Source organism: Arthrobacter sp. zg-Y844 (assembly GCF_024385465.1).
Lineage (GTDB): Bacteria > Actinomycetota > Actinomycetes > Actinomycetales > Micrococcaceae > Arthrobacter_B.
In genome coordinates, this window is the sequence record NZ_JANFLS010000002.1 from 176717 (window position 1) to 202710 (window position 25994).

33 protein-coding genes are annotated in these 25994 nt (G+C 66.5%); 13 read left to right on the forward strand and 20 right to left on the reverse strand.

Translation table 11 applies throughout. The annotated features are described in order from the left end of the window. The 4 genes from NNX35_RS07610 to NNX35_RS07625 all read right to left on the reverse strand — a co-directional run bounded on the left by NNX35_RS07610 (position 1) and on the right by NNX35_RS07625 (position 3514). On the reverse strand, positions 1-1308 hold the full coding sequence (locus tag NNX35_RS07610; protein WP_255766399.1) for a Y-family DNA polymerase: 1308 nt from the start codon (positions 1306-1308) through the stop codon (positions 1-3). After that, complete coding sequence (locus NNX35_RS07615; RefSeq protein ID WP_227921169.1) at positions 1301-1720, reverse strand: LexA family transcriptional regulator; 420 nt, start codon at positions 1718-1720, stop codon at positions 1301-1303. Before NNX35_RS07615 ends, NNX35_RS07610 begins: the two co-directional genes overlap by 8 nt. A gap of 72 nt (positions 1721-1792) precedes the next feature. Continuing rightward, positions 1793-2344 carry a TM2 domain-containing protein gene (locus NNX35_RS07620; protein ID WP_255766398.1) on the reverse strand — a complete coding sequence of 184 codons (552 nt, stop codon included), beginning with the start codon at positions 2342-2344 and terminating at the stop codon, positions 1793-1795. A 162-nt stretch (positions 2345-2506) separates the two neighbouring features. Then, positions 2507-3514 (reverse strand): NAD-dependent epimerase/dehydratase family protein, encoded by a 1008-nt coding sequence (locus tag NNX35_RS07625; RefSeq protein ID WP_255766397.1) that lies wholly within the window; start codon positions 3512-3514, stop codon positions 2507-2509. Between the two features lie 113 nt (positions 3515-3627). On the opposite strand from NNX35_RS07625, the gene NNX35_RS07630 reads away from it, so the two are divergent. Together NNX35_RS07630 and NNX35_RS07635 are read left to right on the forward strand one after the other, a co-directional pair. Next, the gene (locus NNX35_RS07630; RefSeq protein ID WP_255766396.1) at positions 3628-4473 is read left to right on the forward strand and encodes an aldo/keto reductase; all 846 of its coding nucleotides are present in this window, start codon (positions 3628-3630) and stop codon (positions 4471-4473) included. Positions 4474-4499: 26 nt separating this feature from the next. Further along, positions 4500-4841 (forward strand): hypothetical protein, encoded by a 342-nt coding sequence (locus NNX35_RS07635; RefSeq protein ID WP_255867417.1) that lies wholly within the window; start codon positions 4500-4502, stop codon positions 4839-4841. A 6-nt stretch (positions 4842-4847) separates the two neighbouring features. On the opposite strand, the gene NNX35_RS07640 is transcribed toward NNX35_RS07635, so the two are convergent. After that, on the reverse strand, positions 4848-5177 hold the full coding sequence (locus NNX35_RS07640; RefSeq protein WP_255766394.1) for a hypothetical protein: 330 nt from the start codon (positions 5175-5177) through the stop codon (positions 4848-4850). 91 nt (positions 5178-5268) lie between these two features. Between NNX35_RS07640 and NNX35_RS07645 the strand changes: the two genes are divergently transcribed. Continuing rightward, positions 5269-5973, forward strand: coding sequence for an SOS response-associated peptidase (locus tag NNX35_RS07645; protein ID WP_255862909.1), 705 nt, complete (start codon positions 5269-5271; stop codon positions 5971-5973). A 21-nt stretch (positions 5974-5994) separates the two neighbouring features. On the opposite strand, the gene NNX35_RS07650 is transcribed toward NNX35_RS07645, so the two are convergent. After that, complete coding sequence (locus tag NNX35_RS07650) at positions 5995-6969, reverse strand: aldo/keto reductase (RefSeq protein WP_255867418.1); 975 nt, start codon at positions 6967-6969, stop codon at positions 5995-5997. A 98-nt stretch (positions 6970-7067) separates the two neighbouring features. Here NNX35_RS07650 and NNX35_RS07655 point away from each other — a divergent pair, with 98 nt between their 5' ends. The 3 genes from NNX35_RS07655 (at position 7068) to NNX35_RS07665 (ending at position 9472) form a co-directional block, all read left to right on the forward strand. Then, the gene (locus tag NNX35_RS07655) at positions 7068-7853 is read left to right on the forward strand and encodes a thioesterase family protein (protein ID WP_255766391.1); all 786 of its coding nucleotides are present in this window, start codon (positions 7068-7070) and stop codon (positions 7851-7853) included. A 15-nt stretch (positions 7854-7868) separates the two neighbouring features. After that, positions 7869-8597 (forward strand): lipoate--protein ligase family protein, encoded by a 729-nt coding sequence (locus NNX35_RS07660; protein ID WP_255766390.1) that lies wholly within the window; start codon positions 7869-7871, stop codon positions 8595-8597. 101 nt (positions 8598-8698) lie between these two features. After that, positions 8699-9472, forward strand: a complete 774-nt coding sequence (locus tag NNX35_RS07665; RefSeq protein WP_255766389.1) for a winged helix-turn-helix domain-containing protein — start codon at positions 8699-8701, stop codon at positions 9470-9472. Here the strand turns inward: NNX35_RS07665 and NNX35_RS07670 are convergent. Next, a complete protein-coding gene (locus NNX35_RS07670) occupies positions 9469-10911 on the reverse strand; it encodes a lipase maturation factor family protein (RefSeq protein ID WP_255766388.1) in 1443 nt (480 codons plus the stop codon). The genes NNX35_RS07665 and NNX35_RS07670 overlap by 4 nt on opposite strands. 55 nt (positions 10912-10966) lie before the next feature. Next, positions 10967-11509, reverse strand: a complete 543-nt coding sequence (locus NNX35_RS07675; protein ID WP_255766387.1) for a hypothetical protein — start codon at positions 11507-11509, stop codon at positions 10967-10969. Between the two features lie 118 nt (positions 11510-11627). Here NNX35_RS07675 and NNX35_RS07680 point away from each other — a divergent pair, with 118 nt between their 5' ends. After that, complete coding sequence (locus tag NNX35_RS07680) at positions 11628-12434, forward strand: PIG-L deacetylase family protein (protein WP_255766386.1); 807 nt, start codon at positions 11628-11630, stop codon at positions 12432-12434. A gap of 127 nt (positions 12435-12561) precedes the next feature. Beyond that, on the forward strand, positions 12562-13311 hold the full coding sequence (locus NNX35_RS07685; protein ID WP_255766385.1) for a phosphotransferase: 750 nt from the start codon (positions 12562-12564) through the stop codon (positions 13309-13311). 239 nt (positions 13312-13550) lie between these two features. Here NNX35_RS07685 and NNX35_RS07690 read toward each other — a convergent pair whose 3' ends face one another. Further along, a complete protein-coding gene (locus NNX35_RS07690) occupies positions 13551-14750 on the reverse strand; it encodes an MFS transporter (RefSeq protein WP_255867419.1) in 1200 nt (399 codons plus the stop codon). Between the two features lie 16 nt (positions 14751-14766). Next, on the reverse strand, positions 14767-15450 hold the full coding sequence (locus NNX35_RS07695; protein ID WP_255867420.1) for an SDR family NAD(P)-dependent oxidoreductase: 684 nt from the start codon (positions 15448-15450) through the stop codon (positions 14767-14769). A 148-nt stretch (positions 15451-15598) separates the two neighbouring features. On the opposite strand from NNX35_RS07695, the gene NNX35_RS07700 reads away from it, so the two are divergent. Next, positions 15599-16471: a helix-turn-helix domain-containing protein gene (locus NNX35_RS07700; RefSeq protein ID WP_255766382.1), complete on the forward strand. Its 873-nt coding sequence runs from the start codon at positions 15599-15601 to the stop codon at positions 16469-16471. A 4-nt stretch (positions 16472-16475) separates the two neighbouring features. Beyond that, the gene (locus NNX35_RS07705) at positions 16476-17210 is read left to right on the forward strand and encodes an NADPH-dependent F420 reductase (RefSeq protein ID WP_255766381.1); all 735 of its coding nucleotides are present in this window, start codon (positions 16476-16478) and stop codon (positions 17208-17210) included. Here NNX35_RS07705 and NNX35_RS07710 read toward each other — a convergent pair. Genes NNX35_RS07710 through NNX35_RS07720 form a run of 3 tightly spaced genes read right to left on the reverse strand, consistent with a single transcriptional unit; the run spans position 17183 to position 18624 of the window. Next, complete coding sequence (locus tag NNX35_RS07710) at positions 17183-17905, reverse strand: SDR family oxidoreductase (protein ID WP_255867421.1); 723 nt, start codon at positions 17903-17905, stop codon at positions 17183-17185. The genes NNX35_RS07705 and NNX35_RS07710 overlap by 28 nt on opposite strands. 2 nt (positions 17906-17907) lie before the next feature. Then, complete coding sequence (locus NNX35_RS07715; RefSeq protein WP_255867422.1) at positions 17908-18327, reverse strand: hypothetical protein; 420 nt, start codon at positions 18325-18327, stop codon at positions 17908-17910. 21 nt (positions 18328-18348) lie between these two features. Beyond that, positions 18349-18624, reverse strand: coding sequence for a hypothetical protein (locus NNX35_RS07720; protein WP_255766378.1), 276 nt, complete (start codon positions 18622-18624; stop codon positions 18349-18351). Positions 18625-18868: 244 nt separating this feature from the next. Here NNX35_RS07720 and NNX35_RS07725 point away from each other — a divergent pair, with 244 nt between their 5' ends. Then, complete coding sequence (locus NNX35_RS07725) at positions 18869-19192, forward strand: VOC family protein (protein ID WP_370646991.1); 324 nt, start codon at positions 18869-18871, stop codon at positions 19190-19192. Between the two features lie 7 nt (positions 19193-19199). Here the strand turns inward: NNX35_RS07725 and NNX35_RS07730 are convergent, their stop codons facing one another. The 4 genes from NNX35_RS07730 to NNX35_RS07745 all read right to left on the reverse strand — a co-directional run bounded on the left by NNX35_RS07730 (position 19200) and on the right by NNX35_RS07745 (position 22451). Then, positions 19200-20018 carry a DUF427 domain-containing protein gene (locus tag NNX35_RS07730; protein WP_255867423.1) on the reverse strand — a complete coding sequence of 273 codons (819 nt, stop codon included), beginning with the start codon at positions 20016-20018 and terminating at the stop codon, positions 19200-19202. A gap of 99 nt (positions 20019-20117) precedes the next feature. Then, positions 20118-20663 (reverse strand): hypothetical protein, encoded by a 546-nt coding sequence (locus tag NNX35_RS07735; RefSeq protein ID WP_255867424.1) that lies wholly within the window; start codon positions 20661-20663, stop codon positions 20118-20120. A 61-nt stretch (positions 20664-20724) separates the two neighbouring features. Beyond that, entirely contained in the window at positions 20725-21366 is a 642-nt protein-coding gene (locus NNX35_RS07740) for an MBL fold metallo-hydrolase (protein WP_255766374.1), read from the reverse strand. Further along, positions 21366-22451, reverse strand: a complete 1086-nt coding sequence (locus NNX35_RS07745; protein ID WP_255766373.1) for an S-(hydroxymethyl)mycothiol dehydrogenase — start codon at positions 22449-22451, stop codon at positions 21366-21368. The genes NNX35_RS07740 and NNX35_RS07745 overlap by 1 nt, the downstream gene beginning before the upstream one ends. Before the next feature lie 214 nt (positions 22452-22665). On the opposite strand from NNX35_RS07745, the gene NNX35_RS07750 reads away from it, so the two are divergent. Continuing rightward, a complete protein-coding gene (locus NNX35_RS07750) occupies positions 22666-23682 on the forward strand; it encodes a zinc-dependent alcohol dehydrogenase family protein (protein WP_255867425.1) in 1017 nt (338 codons plus the stop codon). A gap of 31 nt (positions 23683-23713) precedes the next feature. Here NNX35_RS07750 and NNX35_RS07755 read toward each other — a convergent pair whose 3' ends face one another. Next, a complete protein-coding gene (locus NNX35_RS07755; protein WP_255867426.1) occupies positions 23714-24223 on the reverse strand; it encodes a hypothetical protein in 510 nt (169 codons plus the stop codon). A gap of 118 nt (positions 24224-24341) precedes the next feature. Then, positions 24342-24566 carry a mycoredoxin gene (locus NNX35_RS07760; protein WP_227933722.1) on the reverse strand — a complete coding sequence of 75 codons (225 nt, stop codon included), beginning with the start codon at positions 24564-24566 and terminating at the stop codon, positions 24342-24344. Between the two features lie 134 nt (positions 24567-24700). On the opposite strand from NNX35_RS07760, the gene NNX35_RS07765 reads away from it, so the two are divergent. After that, positions 24701-25489 carry an SOS response-associated peptidase gene (locus tag NNX35_RS07765; protein ID WP_255867427.1) on the forward strand — a complete coding sequence of 263 codons (789 nt, stop codon included), beginning with the start codon at positions 24701-24703 and terminating at the stop codon, positions 25487-25489. Positions 25490-25496: 7 nt separating this feature from the next. On the opposite strand, the gene NNX35_RS07770 is transcribed toward NNX35_RS07765, so the two are convergent. Continuing rightward, on the reverse strand, positions 25497-25934 hold the full coding sequence (locus tag NNX35_RS07770) for a VOC family protein (RefSeq protein ID WP_255867428.1): 438 nt from the start codon (positions 25932-25934) through the stop codon (positions 25497-25499). Positions 25935-25994: the final 60 nt, after the last annotated feature.

The following is a 25994-nucleotide window of genomic DNA, read 5'->3' on the forward strand; positions in this document are numbered from 1 at the left end:
CTAAACCGCCTTTACCACCGGCAGTTCGCTCCACTCGGTGGTGTACCGCGGCGAGGAATACTTACGCGACATGGTCCACTCCGGCGTCGCCGTCGACATCCCCGCCAACCCGAGCCCGATGCTCGCCGCCCCGTATTTGTCCGTGACTTTCCCCAGCAGTTCGCCCAGGTTCCGCCGTTCCTGTGCGGAGACGAACTCCTCGAACAGGGGCTGCGCTCCGGCGGATTCCAGCCCGCTGAGCATCACCCCGGCCTTGGTGTAGGGCACCCCCTCGACCACCTGGGACTCCAGGGCACCGACGGCGGCCCGGCTGAGGACCACGGGATCCGACGTCGGGCTGGGCAGGCGCACCGTGGCCGAGGGGAACGACGCCGCCCGCTCGCTGAAGTGCGACGTGCCGGCATAAGCGGTGAGAATGCTGGCCTGCTGTCCTTCGCGCTCCAGCCGGGCGGCAGCCTGCTGGGCGTAGATGCTCATGACCTGGCGCATTTCCGCGCCGGTGGTGACCGGGGTTGAGAAGCTCCGGGAGAAGATCAGCTGCTTGCGGTCCGCCCGCTCGTCCTCGTGCGGAATGCAGGCGGTGCCGTTGAGCTCCAGCACGGTGCGCTGCAGGATGACCGAGAATTTCCGGCGGATCAGCGCGGGATCAGCGGCGCGCAGGTCCGCGACGGTGGAGATTCCCATGGCTTCGAGCTTCGTGCCCAGCCGGGACCCCACGCCCCACAGGCCGGTGACCGGCACCCGGGACATGATGGTTTCCACGGCGGCCGGGTCCATGGTCTCGAGGTTGCAGACGCCCTGCAGATGCCGGTTCTGTTTGGCGATCCGATTGGCGAACTTCGCCAGGGTCTTGGTGGTGCCGATGCCCACGCAGACCGGCAGGCCGGTGTGGCGGGCGACGGCGGTGCGGATGGTTGCGCCCTGCGCCTCCAGGTCGCGCGGCGTCCCGGCGAGTCCGAGGAAGGACTCATCGATCGAGTACACCTCCTGCCACAGCGCGTAGCGCCCCAGCAGTTCCATCACGCGGGAACTGAGGTCTCCGTAGAGCTCATAGTTGCTCGAGCGCTGGATCAGGCCCACGCGCGGCGCGGATTCGGCGAGCTTGAACCACGGCGTGCCGGTCTTGATGCCCAGCGCCTTCGCCTCGTCCGAGCGCGCCACCACGCAGCCGTCGTTATTGGACAGCACCACCACCGGCACCCCGGCCAGTTTCGGGTCGAAGGCGCGCTCGCAGGAAACGTAGAAGCTGTTGACGTCCACCAGGGCGATCCGCTGGGCGGCGTTCGGCGACACGGACTGCTCAGACATGGTGCAGGCAGCGGGTCACAACACCCCAGACGGACAGTTCCGACGGCTCCGCCACGAGGATGTCCGGATACCCGGGGCTTTCGGCCCGCAGCACGATCCGCTGCCCGCCCAGCAGCAGCCGGCGGACCGTGAGCTCGCCGTCCACCACGGCGACGACGACGGCGCCGTCGCGCGGAGTGAGTGAACGGTCCACAATTAGTTCATCCCCGTTGCAGATGCCGGTGCCCGCCATGGAATCGCCTTCCACCCGCACCACGTAGGTGGAGGTGGGATCGCGGATCAGGTGCCGGTTGAGGTCGATCCGGCCGTCGAAGTAGTCCCGGGCCGGACTGGGAAAGCCCGCTGCGGTGGCTGCGTCGGACTCCGTCGGCGGCGCGGGGCGGCGCGACCGGTCCGCTGAGAACACCGCCATGCCGAGGCCTCCTGAGGGGAAAATTCTAGAACATACTTTCGAACCCTCAGCCTAGCACCGGACCGCTGTACGTTACTTGAGCGGAACCCCGTGCGCATCGGTGCGGAAGGACTTGGCGTTGCAGAGAATCATCAGGCCTTCGACGAATCCCCAGACAGCTCCCATGCCCGTGAAACAGGTGAGGACAACTTGCGCGATGCCCACGCTGTTGTTGCCCAGGTAGAAGCGGTGGACGCCGAAGCCGCCGAGGAAAATCCCGAGGAGCCCGGCGGCGACGCGGGATTTCTGGGGCCGGTAACCGGACCCCTGCGGCGCATGGCCGAACTGGGCATGACCGTAGCCCTGGGCCTGCTGGTGGCCGGCAGCCGGATAACCCTGGCCGGGATACCCCGGGGCGGGCTGGTTCGGGTAGCCAGGGTTCGGGTAGCCCTGGACGGGATACCCCTGGGCCTGGTTCGGATATCCGGGTGAGGGATAGTGAGGTGCCTGCTGCTGCGGCTGCTGAGCCTGGGCCGCCGGCGGCGGGGTGGGCTCGGGTTTCTTGGGGGAGGCGTATTGCTCGTCCCACTCGTCGGACCACCGGTTTCCGTGGTTGTTTCCCTGGCCGGGACCGTTACCTGACATGGTTTCCTCCAACGTTTATTCGAAGCCATCCGGACCGGGTGTCGAGACTGCGCTTCCACTCCGGCGGCGAGCGCCGCAACCGTCCGGATATACCTGCTGCCTGCACTCTAACAGCCGCCGGAAACAGAAGCTTCGGACCCGCCGCCCCGGAGGGAATTACCCCTAGGCGCCCGCCCGTGCCCAGCCCGCGAGCCGGTCGCTGACTTCCATCCATCCGGTTTCCAGTACCTGTTCGCGGGGATGGGCGTCGTACCACTGGACGATTTCGCGGGCACCCTCGGAAAACGGAATGACTGCACGGTAATCCGGCACCAGGGATTTGATCTTGCTGTTGTCGAAGATGACCGAATGGCTCTTGTCGCCCAGCAGGCCCGGGCCCCGCCCCGGATCCAGCGCTGCAATGGTCTCGGAGGCCACGTGGACCAGGAGCGGCTCGGGGACGCCGGCGGCAGCGGCCAGGGAACGGTAGACGGCATCCCAGGGCAGGAACTCATCGGAGGTGATGGTGTAGCTTTCGCCGACGGCGGCGGGCCGGCCCAGAAGGCCCACGAAGGCCTTCGCGAAATCCCGGCTGTGCGTCAGCGTCCACAAGGACGTGCCGTCACCGTGCACCACCACCGGTAGCCCGGAGCGCATCCGGTGGATATCCGTCCAGTGTCCGGACAGCGGGACCATGGTGGCGTCATAGGTATGCGACGGGCGCACCACCGTCCCCGGAAAGCCCTCGCTCCGGTAGGCCTGCACCAGGATGTCCTCCCCGGCGATCTTGTCCCGGGAGTACTGCCAGAACGGGTTGCGCAGCGGCGTCGACTCCCGCACCGGCAGCCGCGCGGGCGGTTTCTGGTAGGCGGAGGCCGAGCTGATGAACACGTACTGCCCGGTCCGGCCGCGGTACAGCTCCACCGCCGCTGCCACATGCTCGGCGGTGAAGGACAGGAAGTCCGCCACGGCGTCGAACGTCCGGCGGCCCAGGGCGTCCCGCACGGCACCTGCATCCCGGACATCCGCGGCCAGGACCTCGACGCCGGCCGGCACCGGACGCAGCGCAGACACGCCCCGGTTCAGCACGGTCACCCGATGCCCGAGGCTGGAAGCGTGCGCGACGGCCGCGGCGCTGATTACGCCGGTGCCGCCGATGAAAAGCAGATCAAGAGCCGCGGGATGCGTCATTGCGGGTTTCCTTACGGGTTTCCTTGACTGGGGGCAGGAGCCGGGCTTAGGTGGAGGTGCCCGGCTCCGAACTGCACCAAGCCTAGATGAACGCACGGCAGGAAGGCACCGCCATGACAGAGAGTCCCCGCACCGTTGTCCCGGAACTGACGCTCGGCAACTCCGTACGGATTCCGCAACTGGGGTTCGGCGTCTTCCAGGTTCCGGCGGACCGGACGCAGGAAGTGGTGGAGGACGCCCTGGCTGCCGGATACCGGCATATCGACACCGCTGCAGCGTACGGCAACGAGGCCGGAGTGGGAGCGGCCATCGCAGCGTCCGGCATTCCGCGGTCCGAGATCTTCGTGACCACCAAGCTGCGCAACGGAGACCAGGGGAGGGCGAGGGCAGCGTTCCTGGACAGCCGGCGAGCGCTGAACCTCGACGTCGTCGACCTCTACCTGATCCATTGGCCGGTGCCCTCGCAGGGGACGTTCGTGCAGGCCTGGAAGGAACTCGAGGCCCTGTACCGGGACGGCTATATGCGCGCCATCGGGGTCTCCAACTTCCTCGCGGACCACCTGGATGCCCTGTATGAGCAGAGCCAGGTCCTGCCGGCCGTAAACCAGATAGAGCTGCATCCCGGATATCAGCAGGCGGCGCTCGCGGCCGACACCATTTCCCGCGGCATCGCGGTCGAGGCCTACAGCCCGCTGGGGCAGGGCCGGGAACTGGCCGGAGCGGAGGTGGCCGCGCTCGCAGAGAAATACGCAGCCACGGCAGCTCAGGTGGTGCTGGCCTGGCACCTGGGGTCGGGACGGATCGTCATTCCCAAATCCTCCGACTCGGCACGGATGCGGGAGAACCTGGCTGCCGCCGGGCTCGAACTGACGCAGGAGGAACTGGACCTCCTGGACACGCTGGAGGGAGGTCGCCGGATCGGTGCCGATCCGGCGACGGCGGACTTCAGCCAGTTCTGACCCGCCGGACAGTCTGGGGAGGATGGATGCGGCCGTCTCAGGAAGCACTGGATCTCCTGCACGCCATCGCCGACGTACTGCAGGACGGTCCGCTGACCGTGGGCACCATGTTCCGCAGCCCGGGGCTGCGTACCGGATCTAAGATCGTGGCCTTCCTCGGTTCCGGCGATTACCTGATCGTGAAGCTGCCGAAAGCCCGGGCCCAGGAGCTCATTGCTGCAGGCGCGGCAGGGCCGGTCACCATGGGTAAGCGCACCATGCGGGAATGGGTCGAGGTGCCGTCCGCCGCGGACCCGGAGTCCACGGCACGTCAATGGACGGCACTCACCCGGGAGGCGCTGGCATATGTCCGCAGCCTTCCGGGTTAGCTGACCTCATCTGGTATCCCGGGCGGTGCGGTCACCCAGGGTTTCCTTGCGTGAGTTGTTCGTGCGGCGGGTGACGGCCGAGGCCCAGACCCAGGTGGCCCGGCGCAGTCCGGCATCCTCCCAAAGCACCTGCACCGCCCGGGAGGACCAGCTGCAGGCTTCGCCCTTAACCCGCTCGGCAGCGCCGGGGAACCGGATCCAGGCCCAGACGGGCACGCCGGGCACCGACGTGGTGACCGGATTGTGCTCGAAGTCCAGCTCTTCCGGGGTAAGGCTGATCGGCTCGGCCCGCCGCGCATAGCGGGCCGCCAACCGCTCGGCGGCGTCCTGGTTCATACAAATAGAATATATGTTCGAATGCGGGTAACCGGCCCGGGTCCCTTCCCTGCTCCTGCGGGCGGCCGGTCCATGGTGCACAATAGGTGCCATGTGCGGACGGTACGTAATGGCAAGGGCGACGTCGGATCTGGTCTCGGCGTTCGCCGTCGAGCAAACGGTGGGACCGGATGTGCTGCCGTCCTGGAACGTCGCCCCCACGGACGACGTGCGGATCGTCACCGAGCGGTTCGCCAACGAAGCACCGGTGCGGCGGCTGGCGACGGCGAAATGGGGGCTGGTTCCGGTCTGGGCCAAGGACCCCAAGATCGGCTCCCGAATGATCAACGCCCGGCGGGAAACCATCCTGGAGAAACCGGCGTTCCGCAAGGCGGCCGTGAAGCGCCGTGCCCTGGTGCCGGCGGACGGCTACTACGAGTGGGAAAAGTCCGCGGACGGCAAGATCCCCACCTACCTCTACTCCGGGAAACAGGACCCGCTGGCGTTCGCCGGCCTGTACGAGTTCTGGCCGGACCCGGCGCTGCCGGAGGACCACGAGCACAAATGGCTGTTGAGCGTCACCATCATCACCACGAAAGCCACCGACGCCCTGGGTCACATCCACGACCGCACCCCGCTGATCATCCCGCCGGACCTGTACGCGGACTGGCTGGACCCGAAGCTGACCGACGGTGCCGACGTCGCCCAACTGCTGGACGCCGTGCCCGAACCCACGCTGACCCCGCGGGTGGTGTCGCGCGAGGTCAACTCGGTGCGCAACAACGGGCCGGAACTGATCGAGCCTGCGAGCGCCTGAACCCCGGTGAACCCCGGTGGATCACCAGGCGTAGTCCTCCGGCGCCGGGGAGTGGCCCGGGAAGATCTCATCCAGGCGGGCCAGCGTCCGTGTATCTAGGGGAACGTCCAGGGCCAGCAGCGCCTCGTCCAGCTGCTCCTGGGTCCGCGGGCCCACCAAAGGCGCCGTCACCGCGGGCTGGTGCAGCAGCCAGGCCAGTGCCAGGACGCCGGGCAGGATGTCCAGTTCCGCGGCCAGGTCCTCGTACTGCCGGATCTGGTCCCCGTGTTTCTCGAGCAGGTCCCGCACCCTGCCCTCGGCGCGCCGCCCGCCGCCGTCGGCCTCCTTCGCCAGGATCCCGCCGAGCAGCCCGCCCTGCAGCGGTGACCACGGGAGGATGCCGAGCCCATACTGCTGCGCGGCGGGGAGGACTTCCAGCTCCACGGACCGGTTGATCAGGTTGTAGATGCTCTGCTCGCTCACCAGCCCCGCGAAGTTCCGCCGGTTGGCGTTCTCCTGTGCCCGGGCAATGTGCCAGCCGGCGAAGTTGCTGCTGCCGTTGTAAATGATCTTGCCCTGCGCCACCGCCACCTCCATGGCCTGCCAGATCTCCTCCCACGGCGTATTCCGGTCCACGTGGTGGAACTGGTACAGGTCGATGTAATCCGTCTGCAGCCGCTTCAGGCTGGCGTCGAGGGCGCGGCGGATGTTCAGCGCGGAGAGGTACGTGTCATTGGGGCGCTCGCTCATGGAGCCGTAGAGCTTGGTGGCCAGGACGGTGTCCTCGCGCCGCCCGCCGCCTTTGGCGAACCAGCGTCCGATGATCTGCTCGGTCCAGCCCTTACGCTCGCCCCAGCCGTACACATTGGCGGTGTCGAAGAAATTGATGCCGGTTTCCCGGGCGGAGTCCATGATGGCGTGGGCGTCCGCCTCGTCGGTTTTGGGTCCGAAGTTCATGGTGCCCAGGCACAGGCGGGACACGGACAGGCCGGAGCGGCCAAGATGCGTATATTCCATCGGGCCAGTGTGCTCCCCGTTACGTTGCGGGGCCAGCCGTCGGGCGGCGCTGGGGTAGCCTGAAAGCCAATTCCGGAACGGCAGGGAGAAGCAAGCACGTGGCTGAATCGTATTACCGCTCGCTGGGCAACGACGCCTATGAGGCAACCATCCATACCCAGGGCGCCTGGAATCCGCAGGAGCAGCACATGGCCCCCATTTCCGGCCTGCTGGCCCACTGCCTGGAGCAGTTCCGTCCACGCCCCGAGCTGCGCATGGCCCGGATCAGCTACGACATTTTCGGGTTGATCCCGCGCACCGCCTTCGAGGTGAAAACCTCCGTCCTGCGCCCCGGACGGACCATTGAACTGGTGCAGGCCGAGATGGTGGTTGACGGGCGCACCGCCGTCCGCGCCACCGCCTGGCGCCTGGCCCGCGGCTCGACGGCCGAGGTGGCTGCCGTGGAAGACGATGCCATGCCCGGTCCGGCAGAGGCGGGCACCCATGAGGGCATGACCGAGTGGCCCGGGGCGTTTATCGAATCCCTGGAGAAGCGGGCGCTGCCGGGGCTGCGCCCGGGCCGCGGCCGGGCGTGGCTGCGCACCCCGCACGAAATGGTGGAGGGTACGCCGACGTCGGACCTGGTCCGCCTCGTGGGCATGGCAGACACCGCCAACGGTATTTCCACCCGCGTGCCTCCGGGCGGGGACAGCTACATGTTCCCGAACGTTGACCTGCAGCTGCACCTGCACCGCGAACCCCGCGGGGAATGGCTGGGCCTGGACACCCGGGTGACGTTCGGTGCCGACGGCATCGGCCTGACTTCGACGGTCCTGCATGACCTGCAGGGCCCGTTTGGACGCAGCGAGCAGATCCTGACCGTCCGGCCGCTCGGCGGAGCGTAGGCGGTGCCCGCCGCCTTGGAAGTATTCCGGCAGGAGGAATCCCTGGGCGCCGCCGCCGACCTCGACTTCGCGCTCGCCATGCTCGACGCCGTCCGCAGCGGTGGGCTCGGCCCGGCCCTGCGGATTTACCGTCCCCGCCCCACGGTGGCCCTGGGGCAGCGCGACGCCAAGCTGCCCGGCTTCGCCGCGGCGCAGGAGGCCTGCCGCCGGCACGGATTCGAGCCCCTGGTCCGCAAGGCCGGCGGCCGGGCAGCCGCCTACCATGACGGCTGCCTGGTCCTGGACCATGTAGAGCCGGACGCGGATGCCCTCGCCGGCTCGAGACGCCGGTTCGCGGACTTCGGCGAGCTGCTGGCCGGCGCGTTCCGCAAGGTCGGGCTGACCGCAGGTGTAGGCGAAATCCCGGGGGAGTACTGTCCCGGGGAATTCACCGTCTCCGGCCAGGCATCCGGCGGGGAGCGGATCAAACTGGTGGGCACGGCCCAACGGGTGATTGCCGGCGGCTGGCTGTTTTCCTCGGTGCTGGTGGTGGACAACGCCGGCCCGCTGCGCCGGGTGTTGACCGACTGTTATGCCGAGCTCGGGCTGGGCTGGGACCCGCGCACCGCCGGAGCCGCCCGGGACCTGGCACCGGGACTGGACATGGCCCAGGTCCTGGATGCCGTGCTGGCCGCCTACGCCGGCTACGCACCCGTCGTCGACGAGGACTTCGCCGCACTGCAGGGGAGAGTTGCGCAACACTAGGGCCGCGTCGCTTCGTCCCGGCGGTTCCCGGCGATAGTGTTGATGCCGGTGAGCCGGCATAACCGGAGCGGCCATCAACATCTCGTAACAAAGGAATTCCATTGGGCTCAGACACCGTTGAAAATACTGCGCTGCGGCTGCAGGCGGTCCTTGAGATCCTCGCAGCAGAGGACCCGTCAGCTACCGGCAAGGTCAGCAGGGCAAAGGTACTCGGTGCCGCCCTGGACCGTGTGCCGCTCGCAGGACGCGAAGCGGAGGCCCTGGCCAGCGGCACCTCCCGCGGTGAGCGTGCCCTGGTGAATGCCACCACCAAGCTCGTCAAGGCGGGCTGGATCCTCAAGGAAGCCCGCTCGGGCTGGAGCATCACCAACGAGGGCCGCCGGGCCCTGAAGGACTTCCCGGAACCGGCGCACCTGTCGGCCGCCCTCAGCGGAAAGCCGGTGGCTGCGGCCGAAGCCGCTTCCCCGGCAGAGGAAGTAGTGGAAGAGGTCCTGCGCGACGCCGTCGCCGTCCCCTCCGCTCCGGCCGAGCAGCACGGCTCGCACCCGGAGACCGATATCCCGGAGCCGTCCTTCCCGCAGCCGGAGTCCGTGGCCCTCGCCGGCGATTTCGGTGCAGCGCTCGGCACCGAGGACTGGAATCCGGCCGGGGCACAGTTCGCCTTCGACCGCCATGACGAACTGTGGAAGCTCACGGTGGACCTGCCCGAAGGCACGTACACCTACAAGGTGGCCTTGAACGGTTCGTGGGAAGAGAACTACGGGTTCGACGCACACCGCGACGGCGGCAACATCGAGCTGTGGCATGCCGGCGGTCCGCTGACGTTCCTGTATGACCACGCCACGCACAACGTGGTCACCAAGGCAACCGCCTAGGACCGACGCGGCGTCGTGCCCGGACCCTCAACGGGGTCCACCAGGAATCCGCGGGGTTCCCGCACCCACCAGACCCGTTCGCGGCGCAGCTCCGCGGGCGTGGAAAAGCGGTAGCGGTAGACACGGGCACGGATCCAGCGGGGCGGCTCGCCGTCGAACGGGTCCCTGCGCAGCAGGCGCAGGGTCCGCCGGTCGGCGGTGAGCAGCTTCCGCAGCAGCACCGGGAACCAGGCACCCGAGGCGCCCAGGCCCAGGAACCACATCAGCCAGTCCAGCCGCAGATGATAGGGCGCAAACTGGCGCGGCATCCGGTGCGGGTCCCCGGGCTTGCCCTTGAACTCGTACTCCAGCCAGCGGGCGTCCGGCCCCGGCGGATCGTTGGTGCCCTCGATGACCACCTCGTTCCGGTGCCGCGTGATGCTGCCGAACGCCCCGTAGGCATTGGAGAGGTGCCAGCGGTTGAAGCTGGCATTCATCAGCTGGTCGCGGCGGACCAGATTCTTCAGCGGTGCCCACGCCCAGTACAGCACCGCCAGGGTCACGGCGCCGACGACGACGGCGAACGCCGCCGGGGTTGCCGCCGGATCCGGTGCGGCGAACTGTGCCTCCGGGAGCACCGCCTGCACCGCCGAATCGCTGATCGCCGTGCACGCGAGCAGGATGGTCAGCACGTTCAGCCAGGCGAAGTTCCCCGAAAGGACCAGCCAGAACTGGGTCACAATCACCACCGCCGCGGCAATCGACGCCACCGGCTGCGGGAAGAACAGGAAGAACGGCACCACCAGCTGGGCGAAGTGGTTGCCCAGCACCTCCATCCGGTGCAGCGGCTTTGGCAGGTGGTGGAAGAACCAGCTGGCCGGGTTCGGCATCGGCTGGGTTTCGTGGTGGTAGTACAGGGCGGTGAGGTCCCGCCACACCTTGTCGCCGCGCATCTTGATCAGGCCGGCACCGAATTCGAGCCGGAACACCAGCCAGCGGAAGGCCCACAGCACCGCGACCGGAACCGCGACGTCGTCCGAGCCGAGGAACGCGGCCAGGAACCCCGCCTCCAGCAGCAGCGATTCCCAGCCGAACCCGTAGAACGTCTGCCCGATGTTCACCACGGACAGGTACAGCCCCCAGATAAACAGGAAAGCTGCCATCGGCAGCCACCACGGCCCGGACTGCGGCACTCCGGCCACCAACAGGGCGGCGACGACGGCGCCGGCCCAGACCACTGCGAGCAGGAACCGGTCCGAATAGTGCCAGTGGAAGAGGGTGGGGATTCCCCTGCCCTTGATCCGGGCCAGGAACTGCGGGGCCGGGAGCAGGCCGTTTTCGCCGAGCAGCGCCGGAAACTGGGCGGCCGCGGAGAGGAACGCGATCAGGTAGACGGCGCCGATGCCGCGCTGCAGCACCTGTCGGGCGAACTCGTATCCTTCGGCGCTGAACCACTCCATGGCATGTCAGCCTAGCTCCAGCGGCGGGCCGGCGCCGCCCGTCCGGGGGCCCGGCTTAAATGTACTTATTGATGTACACCCAGCGTCCCCCGAGGTCTGCACGGAGGGCTTCGAGCAGGGTCGTGACGAGTTCGGGTGAATACCCGCCGGTGCCGGTATCAATAATGACCGCGAAGGACGCCATTGCCATGCAACTCCCCAGGTCCCAGTCACCGAATAGTCCCGTCCATGAGCAGTCGGGACAGGCAAGCCGAGGCTCGGGGCCGCCGTCGTACCATTCACTGACCAGCGGAACAATCAGCTCGAGCGGAAACTGGAAGGGGCAGCGCCGGCAAACGGGACCCTCGGTACCCTCACCGGCAAAGTAGTACTCCCGTTCGGCGACAAAACTGTAGCTTCCGTTGGCGTCTGCGGATGCCGCCAAGGTGCGCGGTCCGAAGGCGTCGGCGGGGTGCTTGTCGTAGTAGGGGTCGTAGACCGTAGGGTCGGCCATGCTCCAGCCGGTGCTGCGGAACCAGCTCCGTACCTGGCTGAATCGTGCCTCGCTTCCTTGCGCGTCTACGGAAAGGTCCAGCAGTTGTTCCCGGTTATCGCTCATGCCACACGGTAACGAATGCCGCCGGAAAATACCCGGAAGAGCAACAGGTTCCTCTTGCCTGCCCCTCGTCCTACGCTGGAACGGTGGCAGAACCCTCTGCCGCGGGAGGTGCCGGAAAATGACCGGATCGCATGTCCTTGCCCTCGTTGTCGCCCATCCCGACGACGATGCCTACGGGCTGGCGGGAACAGTGGCACTGCACGAAGATGATCCGCAGTTCCGCTTCGTCCTGGTCCACGCGACCGACGGCGGCGCCGGGCAGATCGATCCGTCCTATCCGCCGGTCAACGAGCCGCTCGGGCGGATCCGCCGGCGGGAAACGGACGCGGCCTGGACGGCTCACGGCCGGCCGCCGGACCGCCACGAGTGGCTGGACTACGACGACGGCGCGGTGGCCGAGGTTCCCTTCGCGGAACTCGAGGAACGGATCGGCGGCATCCTGGCGCAGGAGCGGCCCGACGTCGTCGCCACCTTTGGTCCCGACGGGCTCACCGGGCATCCGGACCACATCGCGGTCGGTGCGGCTACGGACGCGGCCTTCGGGCATCTGAAGGCCGACGGCGGACCGGGACTGCAGCGCCTGCTGCACGGCGGAGTGTGCCGCTCCACCTGGGACCGGTGGAACCGCAGCCGGATCCGGCACGGACTCCAGCCGTGGATCGAGGGGAGGGTGTATGACGTGCATCCGATCCCGGATGAGCTGATCGGGATCGAGGTTGATGTCGGCAGCGTGGTTCACCGGGTGGTGGCGGGCCTGATGGAGCACCGGACCCAGCGCCATGTGGTCTCCCCGGGGGTGCCGCCGGACGTGGAGGAAGACGTCCGCTGGGGACGCACCGTCAGCTCCGAGATGCTGGCCATCGCGTGGCCCCCGTGGCAGCCAGGGGGTGCGGTGCTGGGCGATGTCTTCGAGGGGCTGGACTAGACGGGCGTCGTATCCGTCTTCGGTTCCTTGCGGTGCCCGGCGGAGGGTCCCTTAGCGGGCGTGTATTGGTTCCGCCCGCCCGTGAGATGGCTTGGTCAGATTGTTTGCACGCAGTAGCGTTCTTCGGGTGAATGAGGAAGCTGAAGAACTTGAAGGCGGAAACGCCTCAGAGAGTGTCGTTCGTATTGGCGATACTGTCCGCAAACCGTGGCAGGAAAACTCTGCCACGGTTCAGAAATACCTGAAAGCTCTCCAAGCGGCTGGCGTTGACGTGCCCGAACCCCTGGGCAAGGATCACGATGAGCGGCATGTCATCGAGTACGTCGATGGTAAATCTGCGATGGACCAGTTGCCCCTAGGGCAGAATGACCTCCTGCGGATCGGTCGTTTGATTCGCCAAATTCACGATGCCAGCGAAGGATTTGGCCTCCCGGATACGACCGGATGGAACCTTCTGCTTCCTGCCGACAACGCGAACCTAATGTGCCACAACGACCTGGCGCCATGGAACCTCATCATGGGTGAACGGTGGGTATTCATCGATTGGGACGCCGCGGGCCCGAGTACGCGCCTCTGGGACCTTGCATATGCAGTGCAGTCCTTTGGAATGCTCTTTGAAGGCCAACCCGTTCCAGAGGCAGCCGCGAGGCTGCGTGCTGTTATCGACGGATATGAAGCTGACGAGGTCTTACGGGAAGCGTTGCCCGAAGCCCTAGGAAAGAGGACGGCGGCCATGCATGAGCTGTTGAAGTCCTCACATGAAACCGGATTCCAGCCTTGGGCAGAAATGTATGTCAGCGGACACGGCGATCACTGGCGCGGGGCGGCTGACTATGTCCTACGCAATAAAGATGCCTGGAAACGGGCCCTGGCTTAGATTGCTGTTGGCCTACAGAGACCCGATGCAGGATCCTTCAGCGGGCACGTCCCTTGCCAGGCGGGGGAATAACGACAGTTGAGGTAGCTAAAGGCTGGTGTGAGCATGGCGAGTACACCCAGGCCGATCTCGCTGGACTATTCCCAGTCTCTCGAACGACGATCTACCGAGAAGTGCAGCGACGAGCAATCGCGGCCATGCCACAGCCCCGTCAATAGAATTGGTTTGACTGCGGTGCGTTAACCGGCTGACACCACCGTCGTTTTTGTTCGGGGAAGACTCGTCAGTACCAACGCGCCGACGATCGCCGCAATTCCACCTACGGTCAGGGCGTAGGTCGCACCGGCGCCGTCGACGAGGAGTCCGCCCAAGCCGGCTCCGACGGCGATCGCGATATTGCAGACCGTCACGATGAGCCCGCCGATTTGTTCAAGCCGTGTCGGTGCAGTCCTGGCGCCCCAGCTGAGCACTGCGGTCGGGAGTCCGCCGAAACCAAACCCCCAGAGTGCGGCGGCGATGAAGAGGCCGGTGATTGATCCGCCGGCGAGGAGCATAACGAGCATTCCGAGCCCCAATACCGCAGGGAAGAGGAACACGGCGGCCCGAAGCGCACGGTCGGCCAGGGGGCCGCTGAGAACGGTGCCCAGGACGCTGGCGGCTCCGAACACGAGCAGCAGCACGGCCAGACCGCCGGCATCGATTCCGGACACGGTTTCTGCCGCCGGGCGGATATACGTGAATCCGCCGAAGTGGCCGCCGAAGACCAGCAGGACCGCAACCAATCCCACCACGACCACTCCGGAGCGAAGGGTCGATCCGAGGGCGCGGAGCCCGCTAACCCCTGTAGGTCTGATGGCCGGCAGCGTCGCCGCCTGCACGAGCAGGGCCAGAGCGGCGACGACTGCGGCGATGAAGAAGACGGCCCGCCATCCCCAGATTTCCCCGAGCCAGGCACCGAGAGGTACGGCAACGATGGTTGCAACCGCTACACCGGCGTTGATGACGGTCAGCGCGCGGCCGAGATGGTCGGCGGGTACCAGGTGCGCGGCCATGGCGGTGGCCATTGCCCAGAAGCCGCCAAGGGCAACGCCGAGCAGGAGCCGCGCCGACAGAAGAACGAAAAGGCCGGGTGCCAGGGCAACGAGGATGTTGGAGAGGATGGCCAGGGCGGTAAGGCCGATCATGACCCGCCGGCGATCGGTGCGGGGGAGGACCACGGCGATAAAGAGGGCCGAGAAAACAGCAGCGACGGCGGTCATTGTCACGCTCTGTCCTGCAGCACCGACCGATACGTCCAGGGTTCCGGCGATACGCGGAAGGAGGCTCGCGGGCAGGAACTCAGACATAACGATCGCGAAGATTCCAAGGCCGAGCGAGACAACACCGCCCCAGGAGGCTGTGTGGCCTGCTTTGGTGAGGTGTAAGGGGGTGGCGGTCATTGTGGTGATCCTTCTCCTAGAAGTGCAGCTCGCCGTTTTCGTCCCGGAGGGTTCCGGTTGGGCCCTCCGAGCCGTGGGTGGCGAGGCGCACAACGACTCGTGCGCTTTCTTCCGGTGACCTCCCGATACCGAAGCGGGCCGTCATATCCGTGGCAGTGGTGCCGGGTTCGAGTGCGTTGAACTTGATGCCGGGGTGGGACTTGGCGTACTGCACGGTGAGCATGGTCGCCGCCGTCTTGGATGCCGAGTAGAGGGCAAGCGGCAGGTCGAACTCCGGTCGATCGGGGTTGGTTACCGCCCAGAAGGACCCGGCGCTGCTCGAGATGGTGACCACATGGGCGTTGGCGGATTTGCGCAGCAGGGGGAGTGCCGCCTGCGTGACGCGGACAATACCTACTGCATTGGTATCGAAGGCCCGGAGGGCGGAAGGGCCGTCCATCTCCGTTTCCAGGATGCCTGCGTTGTGGACCAGGACATCGAGCCGCCCCTCGGCGGCATCAATGCTCGCGAGTGCGCTGCTGACTGAGGCGTCGTTCGTTACATCGAGCTGCACGAATCGAGCGCCCAGCCCTGCTGCGGCTTTCTCACCCCGCTCGGCATCACGGGCACCTATGTAAACGACATGCCCCAACTCCAGCAGTTGCCTGGCCGTTTCGAATCCGATGCCCTTGTTCGCCCCGGTGATTAATGTGATGGTCAATTTTCTGTCCTCTCGGTAGGCTCCAGCTGAGCCACTGCAACGCTACGAATGCCTGCTTTCACCGGCCAGAGCCCTGTCCAGCCGGGGGAGTGACAGGACCCCCTCTGCCGCTGTCCCAACCGCCCTGCCAGGTCCTAGGCTGGCTCCCATGAGTAAGACATCGAACGCCCTTGGCGACTATCTGCGGGCCAGGCGCGAGCTGGTAACACCGAAGCAGGCCGGCATCCCGGACATAGGTGTGCGTCGCGTGCCCGGACTGCGGCGCGAGGAAGTGGCCATGCTCGCCGGCATCAGCGCCGATTACTACCTGCGGTTGGAGCGTGGACGGGACCGGCACCCCTCCGTGCAGGTCCTCGAGTCCATCGCCCGCGTGCTCCAACTTGACGACGAGCACCTCGCGTACCTGCTCACGCTGGTCGCGGACGTTCCCCGGCAGCGCGTTCGCCGGCCGTCCAAGGAAACCGTTCCCGCTGGTGCACTCAAGCTGCTGGATTCGCTCGCCCAGCCCGCCTTCATCGAGGGCCGGTACTTTGACATCCTGGCCGCAAACAGCCTGGCGAAAGCGCTCTCACCGCGTCTTGATCTCGGGGGGAACCAGCTGAGGGACATGTTCCTCGACCCGGCCGAGCAGGCCCTTTATCCGGAGTGGGAAGTGGTGACGGAGTGCTTCATTGCGAACCTTCGGCAGTCCGTGGGCAAGGATGTCGACAATCCCCGTTTCATCGAACTCGTCGGAGAGCTTTCGCTGGCGAGCCCCTACTTCCGCCGAATGTGGGCACGGCATGAAGTGCGGGCCCAGAGAGGCACACCGATGCGCCTCAACCACCCGCAGGTCGGGGAAATGACCCTTAACCGGGAGCGCCTGGGCATCAACGGAGCGGACGGACTGATGCTCGTCATTTACCACCCCGACGCCGGCTCCGACAATGCTGAGAAACTTGCGCTCCTTGCCTCCGCGGCCTTCTCAACGAACACGAGCCAGGAACATCCGCAAACCGGCGCCGGGTTAACCAGGGAGTGAAACCGTGACTACTGTCGGCATCCTCGGCGCGGGCCAGGCCGGAGCAACGCTTGCCCGCGTGGCAACCGCGGCGGGCTACGACGTCGTTATCGCGAATTCGCGGGGACCTGAAACCTTGCAGCGGCTGGTCAAGGACTTGGGACCGCGGGCACGCGCAGCCTACGCGGCAGAGGCTGCGGCTGCAGCTGACTTCGCCGTCACCGCGTTCCCGTACGCGCCCGGTGACCGGCTGCCGGTGCGGGAACTCGCAGGAAAGGTCGTGATCGATAACAACAATTACATGGTCTGGCGCGACGGGAACTTCCCCGACGTCGACTCCGGGCTCAAGACAGTCCATGAGTTACGTCAGGAACAGCTGCCCGCTTCGAAGGTCGTCAAGGCGTTCACTCACGTCCAGTTCCATGAGCGCTTCCACCTCCGTGTCCCCAGCGACGCGCTGCCGGCCATCATGCGGCTGGCGCGACCGGCCGGAGCACCTGACCGTAAGGCGCTGGTCGTCTCCAGCGACTATCCGGAGGCCGTCGAACTGGTGACCCGGTTCTATGACGATCTCGGATTCGACGCAGTTGATAACAGTCCCCTGAGCGAATCCTGGCGCAGCAGCCCCGGTACGCCGATGTGGCACCACCACGTCGATGGACAAAGCCGCGAGGAACTCATCCGCAATCTGCAGCGCGCTCAACGGTCCGTCATCTCAACCCCGGCAGCGGCTCAGGCGAAGGGACCCACGCCTGCGTAAAAAGCTTCGGGAGGCAGGCTCAGCTGGTCCTTGACGGCTTGCGTGTCTGCATCCAAAAACTCGTGCGACCCCTTCACCAGGGCATCGAGCACATCCGAGATGATCACGCGGGGGTCGTTCTTGGGAATGTCCCAGCCCTTCATCATGTCGGTATCGGTGGAAGAGAGGTGCACGCTCATCACGTGTGTGCCCTGGCCGGCAAGCTCCAGGCGCGTGCTGTTGGTGAGCTGCCACTCGGCGGCCTTCGCGGCAGCGTAGGCACCGTTTCCCGGATACGAGCGGAAGGACAGCAGGGACATCACATTCATGATTGCGCCGCCCCCGTTGGAACCAAGAATCGGCGCGAAGGCGCGTGTCATTTCCAAGGTGCCCCAGAAATGGGTGTCCATTTCCGCCCGGATACGATCCAAGTCCCCGGTCAGCAGATTCGTGGCCGTGGCAATACCCGCATTGTTGATCAGCAGGTCCACATCCGTCGCCGCAGCAGCCGCCGCCTCAACGGTAGCCGGATCGGTGATGTCCACCACGAGGGCTTCGACCTGGCCGGGTGCTCCAAGCTGCTCAAGGAGGCCGACGTTCCCGCGCTGACGGGTTGTCGCGTAGATCTTCGGTGCGCCCCGCTCAACTAGCTGGATCACGAACTCCCGTCCCAGCCCCCTGTTCGCTCCGGTTACCAGTGCAACTGTCTCAGTCATGTTCATGGCGCTGACATGACTCCCTGAACGATGAGGCCGACGCCGGCGGCCAGCACGCCGACGCCCAGCACAGCCGCTCCAATCCAGAGAAGCATAATGGCCCGGTTGGGCCGTGCGGGATCCTGGCCGATCACAGAGACGAAAAAACCGGAGGGCATCAGGATTGCAGCCACGAGGACGCCGAGGGAAATCGTGGCGAACGGCTCGGGTACGCGGTTCGCCTGCACGATCACCATGATCAGGAGGCCGAGGATGATGAGCACTCCCGCGTGGGCATGGCCGGCACGGAAGAAGCTCTTTTGGAGATCGTTCGCCGGGAATCGTCCGGTTACCGCTGTGAAGACGAACCGGCCGCCGTATGCGACGCCGAGGACGGTGAGGAGAACGACGCCGGCGATGACCTGGTGAGTGCTGTCGAGCATGATGTCCTCTCCTGGTACGGGTCAGCCGTTTCGCCGCATCCGAGCCACTTCGGCTTCAATACGGCGATCCGATATGGCGGGACGGCCTGCGTAGACAGGGATCCCCGCAATGACTGCGGCGACAAGAGTTCCCAGGATCGGCCAGACCGGCCAGAAGTAGCCGTCCGGCGTCGTGAAGTACCAGATAGCGACCTGAAGGACCGCGAGCAGCAGCCACAGACCGACCACCCCCTTGTAGATGGTTTTCGCGATGACGCGGCGGCGGGCAAGTTCGTACGATTCATTAGGCGTTGACATGGTGTGGTCTTCCGTTCTGGTGTCGGCGTTGGGGCAACAACGCTACAAATCCCGGTTATCAGCGGCCAGTGCCCTGCACAGCCGGGGGTTTGACAGGACTACCTCTCCCGCATTTGGCCGTGTGCCGACGGAACTCCCGGATAGCCGGCCCGTGAAAACCCGAACAGATAGGGAGCAACCATGAGGATTGTGGTGACCAGTATTTTTGTGGACGACCAAGATAAGGCACTATTTCTACACGCGGGTGCTGGGATTCGAACAGCGGCAGGATGTGCCGGCGGGCGGGGCGCGCTGGCTGACCGTGGGGGTGCCGGGGGAGGACGCCGGGGTGGAACTGCTGCTCGAGCCGGCCGGGCATCCCGCCGTTGCGCCGTTCACGGAGGCGCTGGTAGCGGACGGGATCCCGTTCACCTCCTTCGCTGTGGACAGCGTGGAGGACGAATATCACCGGCTATTGGACCTGGGCGTGGCTTTCACTCAGCCGCCTACCCGGATGGGACCAATAACGACGGCGGTTTTCTCCGACACCGTGGGCAACCTTATCCAGATCGCCGATACGGCGGACTGAAGCAGCCTTAGAAGCGGAACAGGGAATTGATCTCCTGCTTGGCGTCGTCCACGTAGACCTCGGTGCGCTCGTCGAAGAACGAGACCCGGTCCTTGAGCTGCGCCGAATCGGGAAGCACCCGTTCATACGACCAGGCCAGGTCCGTTCCCGCCGGATGCCCGGTCACCGACCAGTAATTCGCCGTCCCCTTGTACGGGCAGACGGACCGGAAGGTCGATGCGTTGAGGACATCCCAGTCCACGTCCCTGCGCGGAAAATAGGTCCGCGGCGGAAGCATGGTTTCGTACACGAGCAGCGGCTGCCGGGTCTCGGCCAGCAGTTGTCCGCCCAAATGCACCCGCACCGCACGCGAGGAGTCCACGGCGTCGACCCGGTGGAAGGGATCCCGGGGGTGCCCCTCGACCACCTGGTCTTCCTCCAGCCACCGGTCGAACGCATTGAAGTCCAGCAGCACATACCCGCCAAGATCTGCATCATCCGGACGGAACCCGGCACCGGGCAGCTCATGCGCTCCCGCGCGCAGGTCCAGCGGCTGGCCGGCGGCAGTGTGCGCGGAGAACGGGTAGCGCGGGTCCATCAGGGCGCCGGGCGGCACATCGGCCAGCGGATCGCCGTCGGGCTCCGAAGCAGCCGTCACCTCCGCTGAGATATCCCCGGCGGGTACGGCGTAGATGGGGGTGACCCGCCGCGGCTCGTAGGCCAGCACCGCATTGGTGGAATCCACCACGGTGTTGCCGCCGAGCTGCGCACGGATACGCCGAGGCGTGGGTTCATAGCGCAGCTCCGGCAGGAGCTTCCAGAAAGCGGGACTGATTTGCAGGGCCATGGAACAAGTCTCTGGCGGGGCGCCACCCGAAACAAGGGCCTGCGGATTCGGCGGGCAAAGTCCTAATCCGGGGACGAACGCGGACGGGGATCCCGGGTGCTACAGATGGTGGTGAACGTAGGCCCAGCGGCCGCCGAGCTCTGTCTGCAGGTTTTCGATCAGGGCGTCAATGAGCGGGACTGATGTCCCGCTGCTGGAGGTATCGATAACGAGCGCAAATGACGACACCGCCATGCATCCGCCGATGTCCCAGTTCCCGAGCAGGCCCGCCCAGGAGCATTCCGGGCAGATGAGGAAGGGTTCAGGCCCGCCTTCATCCCATTCCCGTATCTGCGGGATGATGGGCATCAGCGGGAGTTCCGTGCCGCATTTGCGGCACTCCGGTCCTCCTGCACCGTCCCCGGCGTGGTAGAAATCCCGGCCTGCGACGAAGGCATAACTGGTGTCGAACCCGGGGCCGGCGGTGAGGTGGCTCCGGGGACCGAAGGCGTCAGCAGGGTGCTTGTCGTAATACGTGAAGAACATGTCCGGATCGGCCTTGCTCCAGCCGTAGGCTCTAAGCCAGTTTCGGACTTCCTGCAGGCGCTTTTCCGCGCCGGCCTCATCCACGGACAGGTCCAGCAGCTGTTCCCAGTGAACTCCCATGCGCACACCCTAACGCAGGCCGCGGCGCCCGCGGCCTGCGTTCGGATGGGCGCGGCGGGCCTTAGTGCCCCCGGTCGATCCATTCCTGCAGGTGCGGACCTTCGGCGGCGATCGACGTCGAATCCCCGTGCCCGGTGAGCACCTTCGTCTCCGCCGGCAGCGTCAGCAGCCGTTCCCGGATGGACTCGATGATGGTCGGGAAATCGCTGTAGGAACGGCCGGTGGCGCCGGGGCCGCCGCTAAACAGTGTGTCGCCGCTGAAGACCACCGGCTCCGGAACGTCCTCGCCGGCGGCCAGCGAGAAGCAGACCGATCCGGGGGAGTGGCCCGGTGTGTGCAGGGCGCGCAGGGTATGGCCGGCGATCTCGAACGTGTCGCCGTCCTCGATCACATCGTCCGGTCCCTCGTCGGGGAACACGGCGTCCCACAGCATCCGGTCCGCGGCGTGCAGGAACACCGGGGCGCTGAAGCGGTCCCGGGCTTCGCCGACGGCGCGGATGTGGTCGTCGTGCCCGTGGGTGAGCAGGATGGCCATGACCTCCCGGTCACCCACGGCTTCGGCAACCGCGTTGATGTTGTGGGCGGGGTCGATGACGATCACCTGGGCGTCGTCGCCGACAATCCAGACGTTGTTGTCCACGTCCCAGGTGCCGCCGTCCAGGGAGAAGGTTCCCGAGGTGACCACGTTGTCGATGCGGAACATTACAGTTCCACCACCGAACGCAGGACCTTGCCGTCATGCATCTTGGTGAAGGCTTCCTCGATGTCGCCCAGGCCGATGCGCTCGGTGACGAAGGCATCCAGGTCCAGCCGGCCGAGCTTGTACTGCTCCACCAGCATGGGGAAGTCCCGGGAGGGCAGGCAGTCGCCGTACCAGGAGGACTTCAGGGAGCCGCCGCGGCCGAACACATCCGCCAGCGGCAGTTCGATCTTCATCTCCGGGTTCGGCACACCCACCAGCACCACGCGGCCGGCGAGGTCGCGGGCGTAGAAGGCCTGCTTATACGTTTCCGGGCGTCCCACCGCGTCAATCACGACGTCGGCGCCGAAGCCGCCGGTGAGGGCGCGGATGGCTTCCACCGGATCTTCGTCCTTGGAGTTGATGCCGTGCGTAGCGCCCTGGGCCATGGCCAGTTCGACCTTGGCCGGGTCGATGTCCACGGCGATGATGGTGGTGGCGCCGGCCAGCTTCGCGCCGGCGACGGCGGCAATGCCTACGCCGCCGCAGCCGATGACGGCCACGGATTCTCCGCGCTGCACGGCGCCGGTGTTAATGGCGGCGCCGATGCCGGCCATCACGCCGCAGCCGAGCAGGCCCACCGCGGCGGCGTCGACGTCGTCGTCCACCTTGGTGCACTGGCCGGCGGCGACGAGGGTCTTCTCGGCGAAGGCACCGATGCCCAGCGCGGGCGTCAGCTCGGTGCCGTCCTCCAGCGTCATCTTCTGCGTGGCGTTGGCGGTGTTGAAGCAGTACTGCGGCTCACCCTTGCGGCAGGCACGGCATTCGCCGCAGACAGCGCGCCAGTTCAGCACCACGCGGTCCCCGGGGGCTACCTCGGTCACGTCGGGACCGACGGCGGAAACAACGCCGGTGGCTTCGTGCCCGAGCAGGAACGGATAGTCATCGTTGATGGCGCCCTGCTTGTAGTGCAGGTCGGTATGGCAGACGCCGCAGGTGAGGATGTCCACCAGCGCTTCGCCGGGCCCGGGATCCGGAACCAGGATGGTCTCCAGGGAGACGGGGGCGTTCTTTTCCTTGACGACTACGGCCTGAACCTTATGAACCATGAGTGTGCTGCCTCTTTCGATGTCCGGGCGGGACGCCTGAGTCCAGCATCCCGCTTCCCATCCTATGGACCCGGGGCGCCGGGAGCGAAGCGGGAATTACCCTTCCGCTCCCGGCTCAACCGTCAGGGCCTGCCGCCGGACCGGGTACCGTCCTAGCATGGAAGGCAGGAACGGGTCCGGAGTCTGCCAGCCGCCAACACCAGGAAGTGCCCCCATGCTAGGAACCCTGTTGTACGGAGAACGGGATGTCCGGGTGGAGGATGTCCCCCGGCCGGCACTCCAGGAACCCACTGACGCCATCCTGCGAGTGGTGGCGGCCTGCGTCTGCGGATCGGACCTGTGGCCGTACCGGGGCATCGACCCGGTGCGCCGCCCGCGCCCGATGGGGCATGAATACGTGGGCATAGTCGAAGAAACCGGGGCAGCGGTTTCGCTGATCCGGCCGGGCCAGTTTGTGGTGGGCTCGTTTTTCGCCTCCGACAACACCTGCGAAATCTGCGCCGCGGGGTATCAGAGCCGGTGTGTCCACGCCGCCGGCGTCGGCGGAGCGCAGGCCGAGTATCTGCGTGTTCCCCTCGCGGACGGCACACTCGTGGCGACGGCGGACCCGCCGGATGCAGACGTGATCCCCTCACTGCTCGCCGCTTCGGACGTGCTCGGGACGGGCTGGTTCGGTGCGGCGGCGGCCGAAGCCGGGCCCGGCAAGACAGTTGCGGTTGTGGGCGACGGCGCGGTGGGTCTCCTGGCCGTGCTGGCCGCCCGGCAGATGGGCGCCGAACGGATCATCGCCATGAGCGGCCACGCGGACCGTCAGGAACTGGCGCGGGAGTTCGGAGCCACGGACATCGTCCAGGAACGCGGCGACGACGGCGTAGCAGCGGTGCGCGAACTGACCGGCGGGCTGGGCGCCCACAGCGTCGTGGAGGCAGTGGGGACCCAGGCCTCGATGCTGCAGGGTATCGGCTGCACCCGCCCCGGCGGCCATATGGGCTACGTGGGGGTGCCGCACGGCGTGCAGCTGCCCGGGGAACAGCTCTTTTTCGCGGAGATTCACCTGCTGGGCGGCCCGGCACCGGTGCGCCGGTTCCTGCCCGAGCTCATGGGGTTGATCCTGCAGCGCAAGATCAACCCGGGGAAGGTCTTTACCCTGGAGCTGCCGCTAAGCGAGGCCGCGGAAGGCTACCGGGCCATGGATGAACGGCGCACCATAAAGGCCCTGCTGCGTCCCTGACCCACCGCCCGGCAGGTTCCCACCCGCGGCGCTAGAAGTCTACGTAGGTCCCGGTTGGAACGGTTCCGCTGAAGTCCGTTGCGGGACCGAAGCGTCCGTCGAGTCCACATTCCTGCTGTGAACCGGAAAACGACATCAGGTTGAACCCGTATGTCACATCGTGTGACTGGCCCGCCGGCAAGGTTAGTTGGAATACCGACTGTCCGGCACGCCAGCTGACGGTTTCGAACGCCAGCGGGGTGACCTCGGTCCGCACTGCGGGGAGGATCGCGCTGAGCGGTATCGTCCCCTTGGAAGACGCCTGGCTGGTCACGGAACGTTCACTGGTGAGCGCGACAGGTGCAGTGACCGTGGAACTGTTCGTGAGCGTTGCCGTGCCGACTGTTTCCCGGCTTGTGGTGGACCCGGTGAAGGTGGTTGATGTGGACCCGGGTTCACATTCGGTGACAGCCGCTGAGGCCGGTGCCGCAAAAACCGCGGAACCGGCGATCAGTCCGGCTGTCGACAAAAGGACGGCGGTCCGCGTCGTCGTGGTCTTCATCTCGCTCCTTCGTGTCCCGGTAGTACCGTTCCCTCTGGAAGAGCCCCCACACTACTACTCAGTAACCGTGAGTCAAGCACGCGGTTCCGCCGTCCGCCGGGCCCGAGGGGCCTACCGCCTAGAGGCCGAGGCGGGACTTCACCTCGGAAGCGGAAGGGTTGGTGGCCGCGGAACCGTCCGGGAAAATCACGGTCGGGACGGTCTGGTTGCCGCCGTTGAGCGAGGCCACCAGCTCCGCAGTACCTTCCACGTCCTCGATGTTGACCTCGGTGTAGCCGATGCCCTGGGCATCCAGCTGGGACTTCAGGCGCCGGCAGTATCCGCACCATGAGGTGGAGAACATGGTGATGGTTCCGGTTGCGGGGGTGAAAGCTTCAGCAGTGGCAGCCACGATGGTTGCTCCTCTTCGTCGAAATGGATTGTTGCCCGATCCAACAATATTCCGGCCGGCGGCATTCCCGGTGGCAGACTGGAGGCATGTGCGGAAGATACGTCATGGCCCGCTCCGTGGGGGACCTCGTGGCCGACGCTGAAGCGGAGGCTGACGCCCGGCTGGAACTGCGCGCGTCCTGGAACGTGGCCCCGACGTCGGACGTCCCTGTTGTCCTCGAACGGTTCGTGGAGGTGCCGGGCCGGGGGCGGATGCAGGTGCGCCAGATCCACGTTGCCCGCTGGGGCCTGGTTCCGGGGTGGGCAGCCGATGCGTCGGTAGGCGTACGTGCGTTCAATGCCCGCAGCGAGACCGTCCTGGAAAAGCCCACGTTCCGCGACGCGGTTCTCTCGCGTCGCTGTGCGGTGCCGGTGGACGGTTACTACGAATGGAAGGCCGGCCCCGGCAAGGCACGCCGCCCGTTCCACGTGTCCCGGGCCGACGGCGCCCCGATCTACTTTGCCGGTCTCTATGAGTGGTGGCGGGATCCGGCCAAGGCCGAAGACGACGCGGAGAAGTGGCTGCTCTCGACATCGATCCTCACCGTCGCCTCGCCCCCGGAGGACAGCGCCGAACCCGTGCTGCGCGAACTGGTCGGCCTGCATGACCGGCTGCCGCTGCCGCTGTCCCCGGACGCAATGGCTGCCTGGCTTGACCCGGCGCGGCGCGATGCGGGCACGCTGGTAGCCCTGGCCGCGGCGCAGGCCTACACGACGGCGGCGGACTGGGTGTTGTCCGAAGCCCATCCGGCCGTAGGCAACGTGCGCAACGACGGCGAGTACCTGCTGCATCCGGACCCGGCGGAGACGGTGCCGACGGAGAACGTGCTGTTCTAGCGGGAACTTATTCGGAAATCACTGCCAGGGTGACCCGGCCGGTGTCGTCCACCCTGAGGCCGGGGTTGAAGCAGACTTCCCAGCGCAGCCCGTCGGGATCCGTGAAATAGCCGGAATAGCCGCCCCAGCTCATCTGGGTTCCGGGGGCGGTGATGACCCCGCCGGCACCGGCGGCGTTGGCCAGCACGGCGTCTACCTCTGCTGCCGAGTCCACGTTGTGCCCGAGGGTGACCGGGGCGTTGTGGAGCTCGCCGACCGCGCCGGCTTCAGCCGCCAGATGGTCTGCCCGGAAAAAGGCCAGGAGCAGCCCGTGGTTGATCTGGAAGAAGATCACCTCGTCGGGGACGTATTGGACGGTTTCCCAGCCGAGCCGCGAAACGTAGAACGCGTGTGTTACTTCGAGGTCCCGTACGCCTACGGTGACCACGGAAACGTGGGGGTTCACGCCTATGATCCTGCCATGAAGACGCCCAACGGCCGTTACCCGGGTAGCGGAGGCCCGGTG

Bases quoted from the DNA above. Each gene is read 5' to 3' on its own strand.
- NNX35_RS07610 (WP_255766399.1), bottom strand. From the start codon at position 1,308: ATGTCTGAGCAGTCCGTGTCGCCGAACGCCGCCCAGCGGATCGCCCTG.
- NNX35_RS07720 (WP_255766378.1), bottom strand. From the start codon at position 18,624: ATGTCAACGCCTAATGAATCGTACGAACTTGCCCGCCGCCGCGTCATC.
- NNX35_RS07700 (WP_255766382.1), top strand. From the start codon at position 15,599: ATGAGTAAGACATCGAACGCCCTTGGCGACTATCTGCGGGCCAGGCGC.
- NNX35_RS07760 (WP_227933722.1), bottom strand. From the start codon at position 24,566: ATGTTCTCCACCTCATGGTGCGGATACTGCCGGCGCCTGAAGTCCCAG.
- NNX35_RS07715 (WP_255867422.1), bottom strand. From the start codon at position 18,327: ATGCTCGACAGCACTCACCAGGTCATCGCCGGCGTCGTTCTCCTCACC.
- NNX35_RS07680 (WP_255766386.1), top strand. From the start codon at position 11,628: ATGACCGGATCGCATGTCCTTGCCCTCGTTGTCGCCCATCCCGACGAC.
- NNX35_RS07630 (WP_255766396.1), top strand. From the start codon at position 3,628: ATGACAGAGAGTCCCCGCACCGTTGTCCCGGAACTGACGCTCGGCAAC.
- NNX35_RS07745 (WP_255766373.1), bottom strand. From the start codon at position 22,451: ATGGTTCATAAGGTTCAGGCCGTAGTCGTCAAGGAAAAGAACGCCCCC.
- NNX35_RS07645 (WP_255862909.1), top strand. From the start codon at position 5,269: ATGTGCGGACGGTACGTAATGGCAAGGGCGACGTCGGATCTGGTCTCG.
- NNX35_RS07620 (WP_255766398.1), bottom strand. From the start codon at position 2,344: ATGTCAGGTAACGGTCCCGGCCAGGGAAACAACCACGGAAACCGGTGG.
- NNX35_RS07755 (WP_255867426.1), bottom strand. From the start codon at position 24,223: ATGAAGACCACGACGACGCGGACCGCCGTCCTTTTGTCGACAGCCGGA.
- NNX35_RS07635 (WP_255867417.1), top strand. From the start codon at position 4,500: ATGCGGCCGTCTCAGGAAGCACTGGATCTCCTGCACGCCATCGCCGAC.
- NNX35_RS07730 (WP_255867423.1), bottom strand. From the start codon at position 20,018: ATGGCCCTGCAAATCAGTCCCGCTTTCTGGAAGCTCCTGCCGGAGCTG.
- NNX35_RS07710 (WP_255867421.1), bottom strand. From the start codon at position 17,905: ATGACTGAGACAGTTGCACTGGTAACCGGAGCGAACAGGGGGCTGGGA.
- NNX35_RS07625 (WP_255766397.1), bottom strand. From the start codon at position 3,514: ATGACGCATCCCGCGGCTCTTGATCTGCTTTTCATCGGCGGCACCGGC.
- NNX35_RS07670 (WP_255766388.1), bottom strand. From the start codon at position 10,911: ATGGAGTGGTTCAGCGCCGAAGGATACGAGTTCGCCCGACAGGTGCTG.
- NNX35_RS07750 (WP_255867425.1), top strand. From the start codon at position 22,666: ATGCTAGGAACCCTGTTGTACGGAGAACGGGATGTCCGGGTGGAGGAT.
- NNX35_RS07640 (WP_255766394.1), bottom strand. From the start codon at position 5,177: ATGAACCAGGACGCCGCCGAGCGGTTGGCGGCCCGCTATGCGCGGCGG.
- NNX35_RS07765 (WP_255867427.1), top strand. From the start codon at position 24,701: ATGTGCGGAAGATACGTCATGGCCCGCTCCGTGGGGGACCTCGTGGCC.
- NNX35_RS07740 (WP_255766374.1), bottom strand. From the start codon at position 21,366: ATGTTCCGCATCGACAACGTGGTCACCTCGGGAACCTTCTCCCTGGAC.
- NNX35_RS07735 (WP_255867424.1), bottom strand. From the start codon at position 20,663: ATGGGAGTTCACTGGGAACAGCTGCTGGACCTGTCCGTGGATGAGGCC.
- NNX35_RS07615 (WP_227921169.1), bottom strand. From the start codon at position 1,720: ATGGCGGTGTTCTCAGCGGACCGGTCGCGCCGCCCCGCGCCGCCGACG.
- NNX35_RS07675 (WP_255766387.1), bottom strand. From the start codon at position 11,509: ATGAGCGATAACCGGGAACAACTGCTGGACCTTTCCGTAGACGCGCAA.
- NNX35_RS07690 (WP_255867419.1), bottom strand. From the start codon at position 14,750: ATGACCGCCACCCCCTTACACCTCACCAAAGCAGGCCACACAGCCTCC.
- NNX35_RS07650 (WP_255867418.1), bottom strand. From the start codon at position 6,969: ATGGAATATACGCATCTTGGCCGCTCCGGCCTGTCCGTGTCCCGCCTG.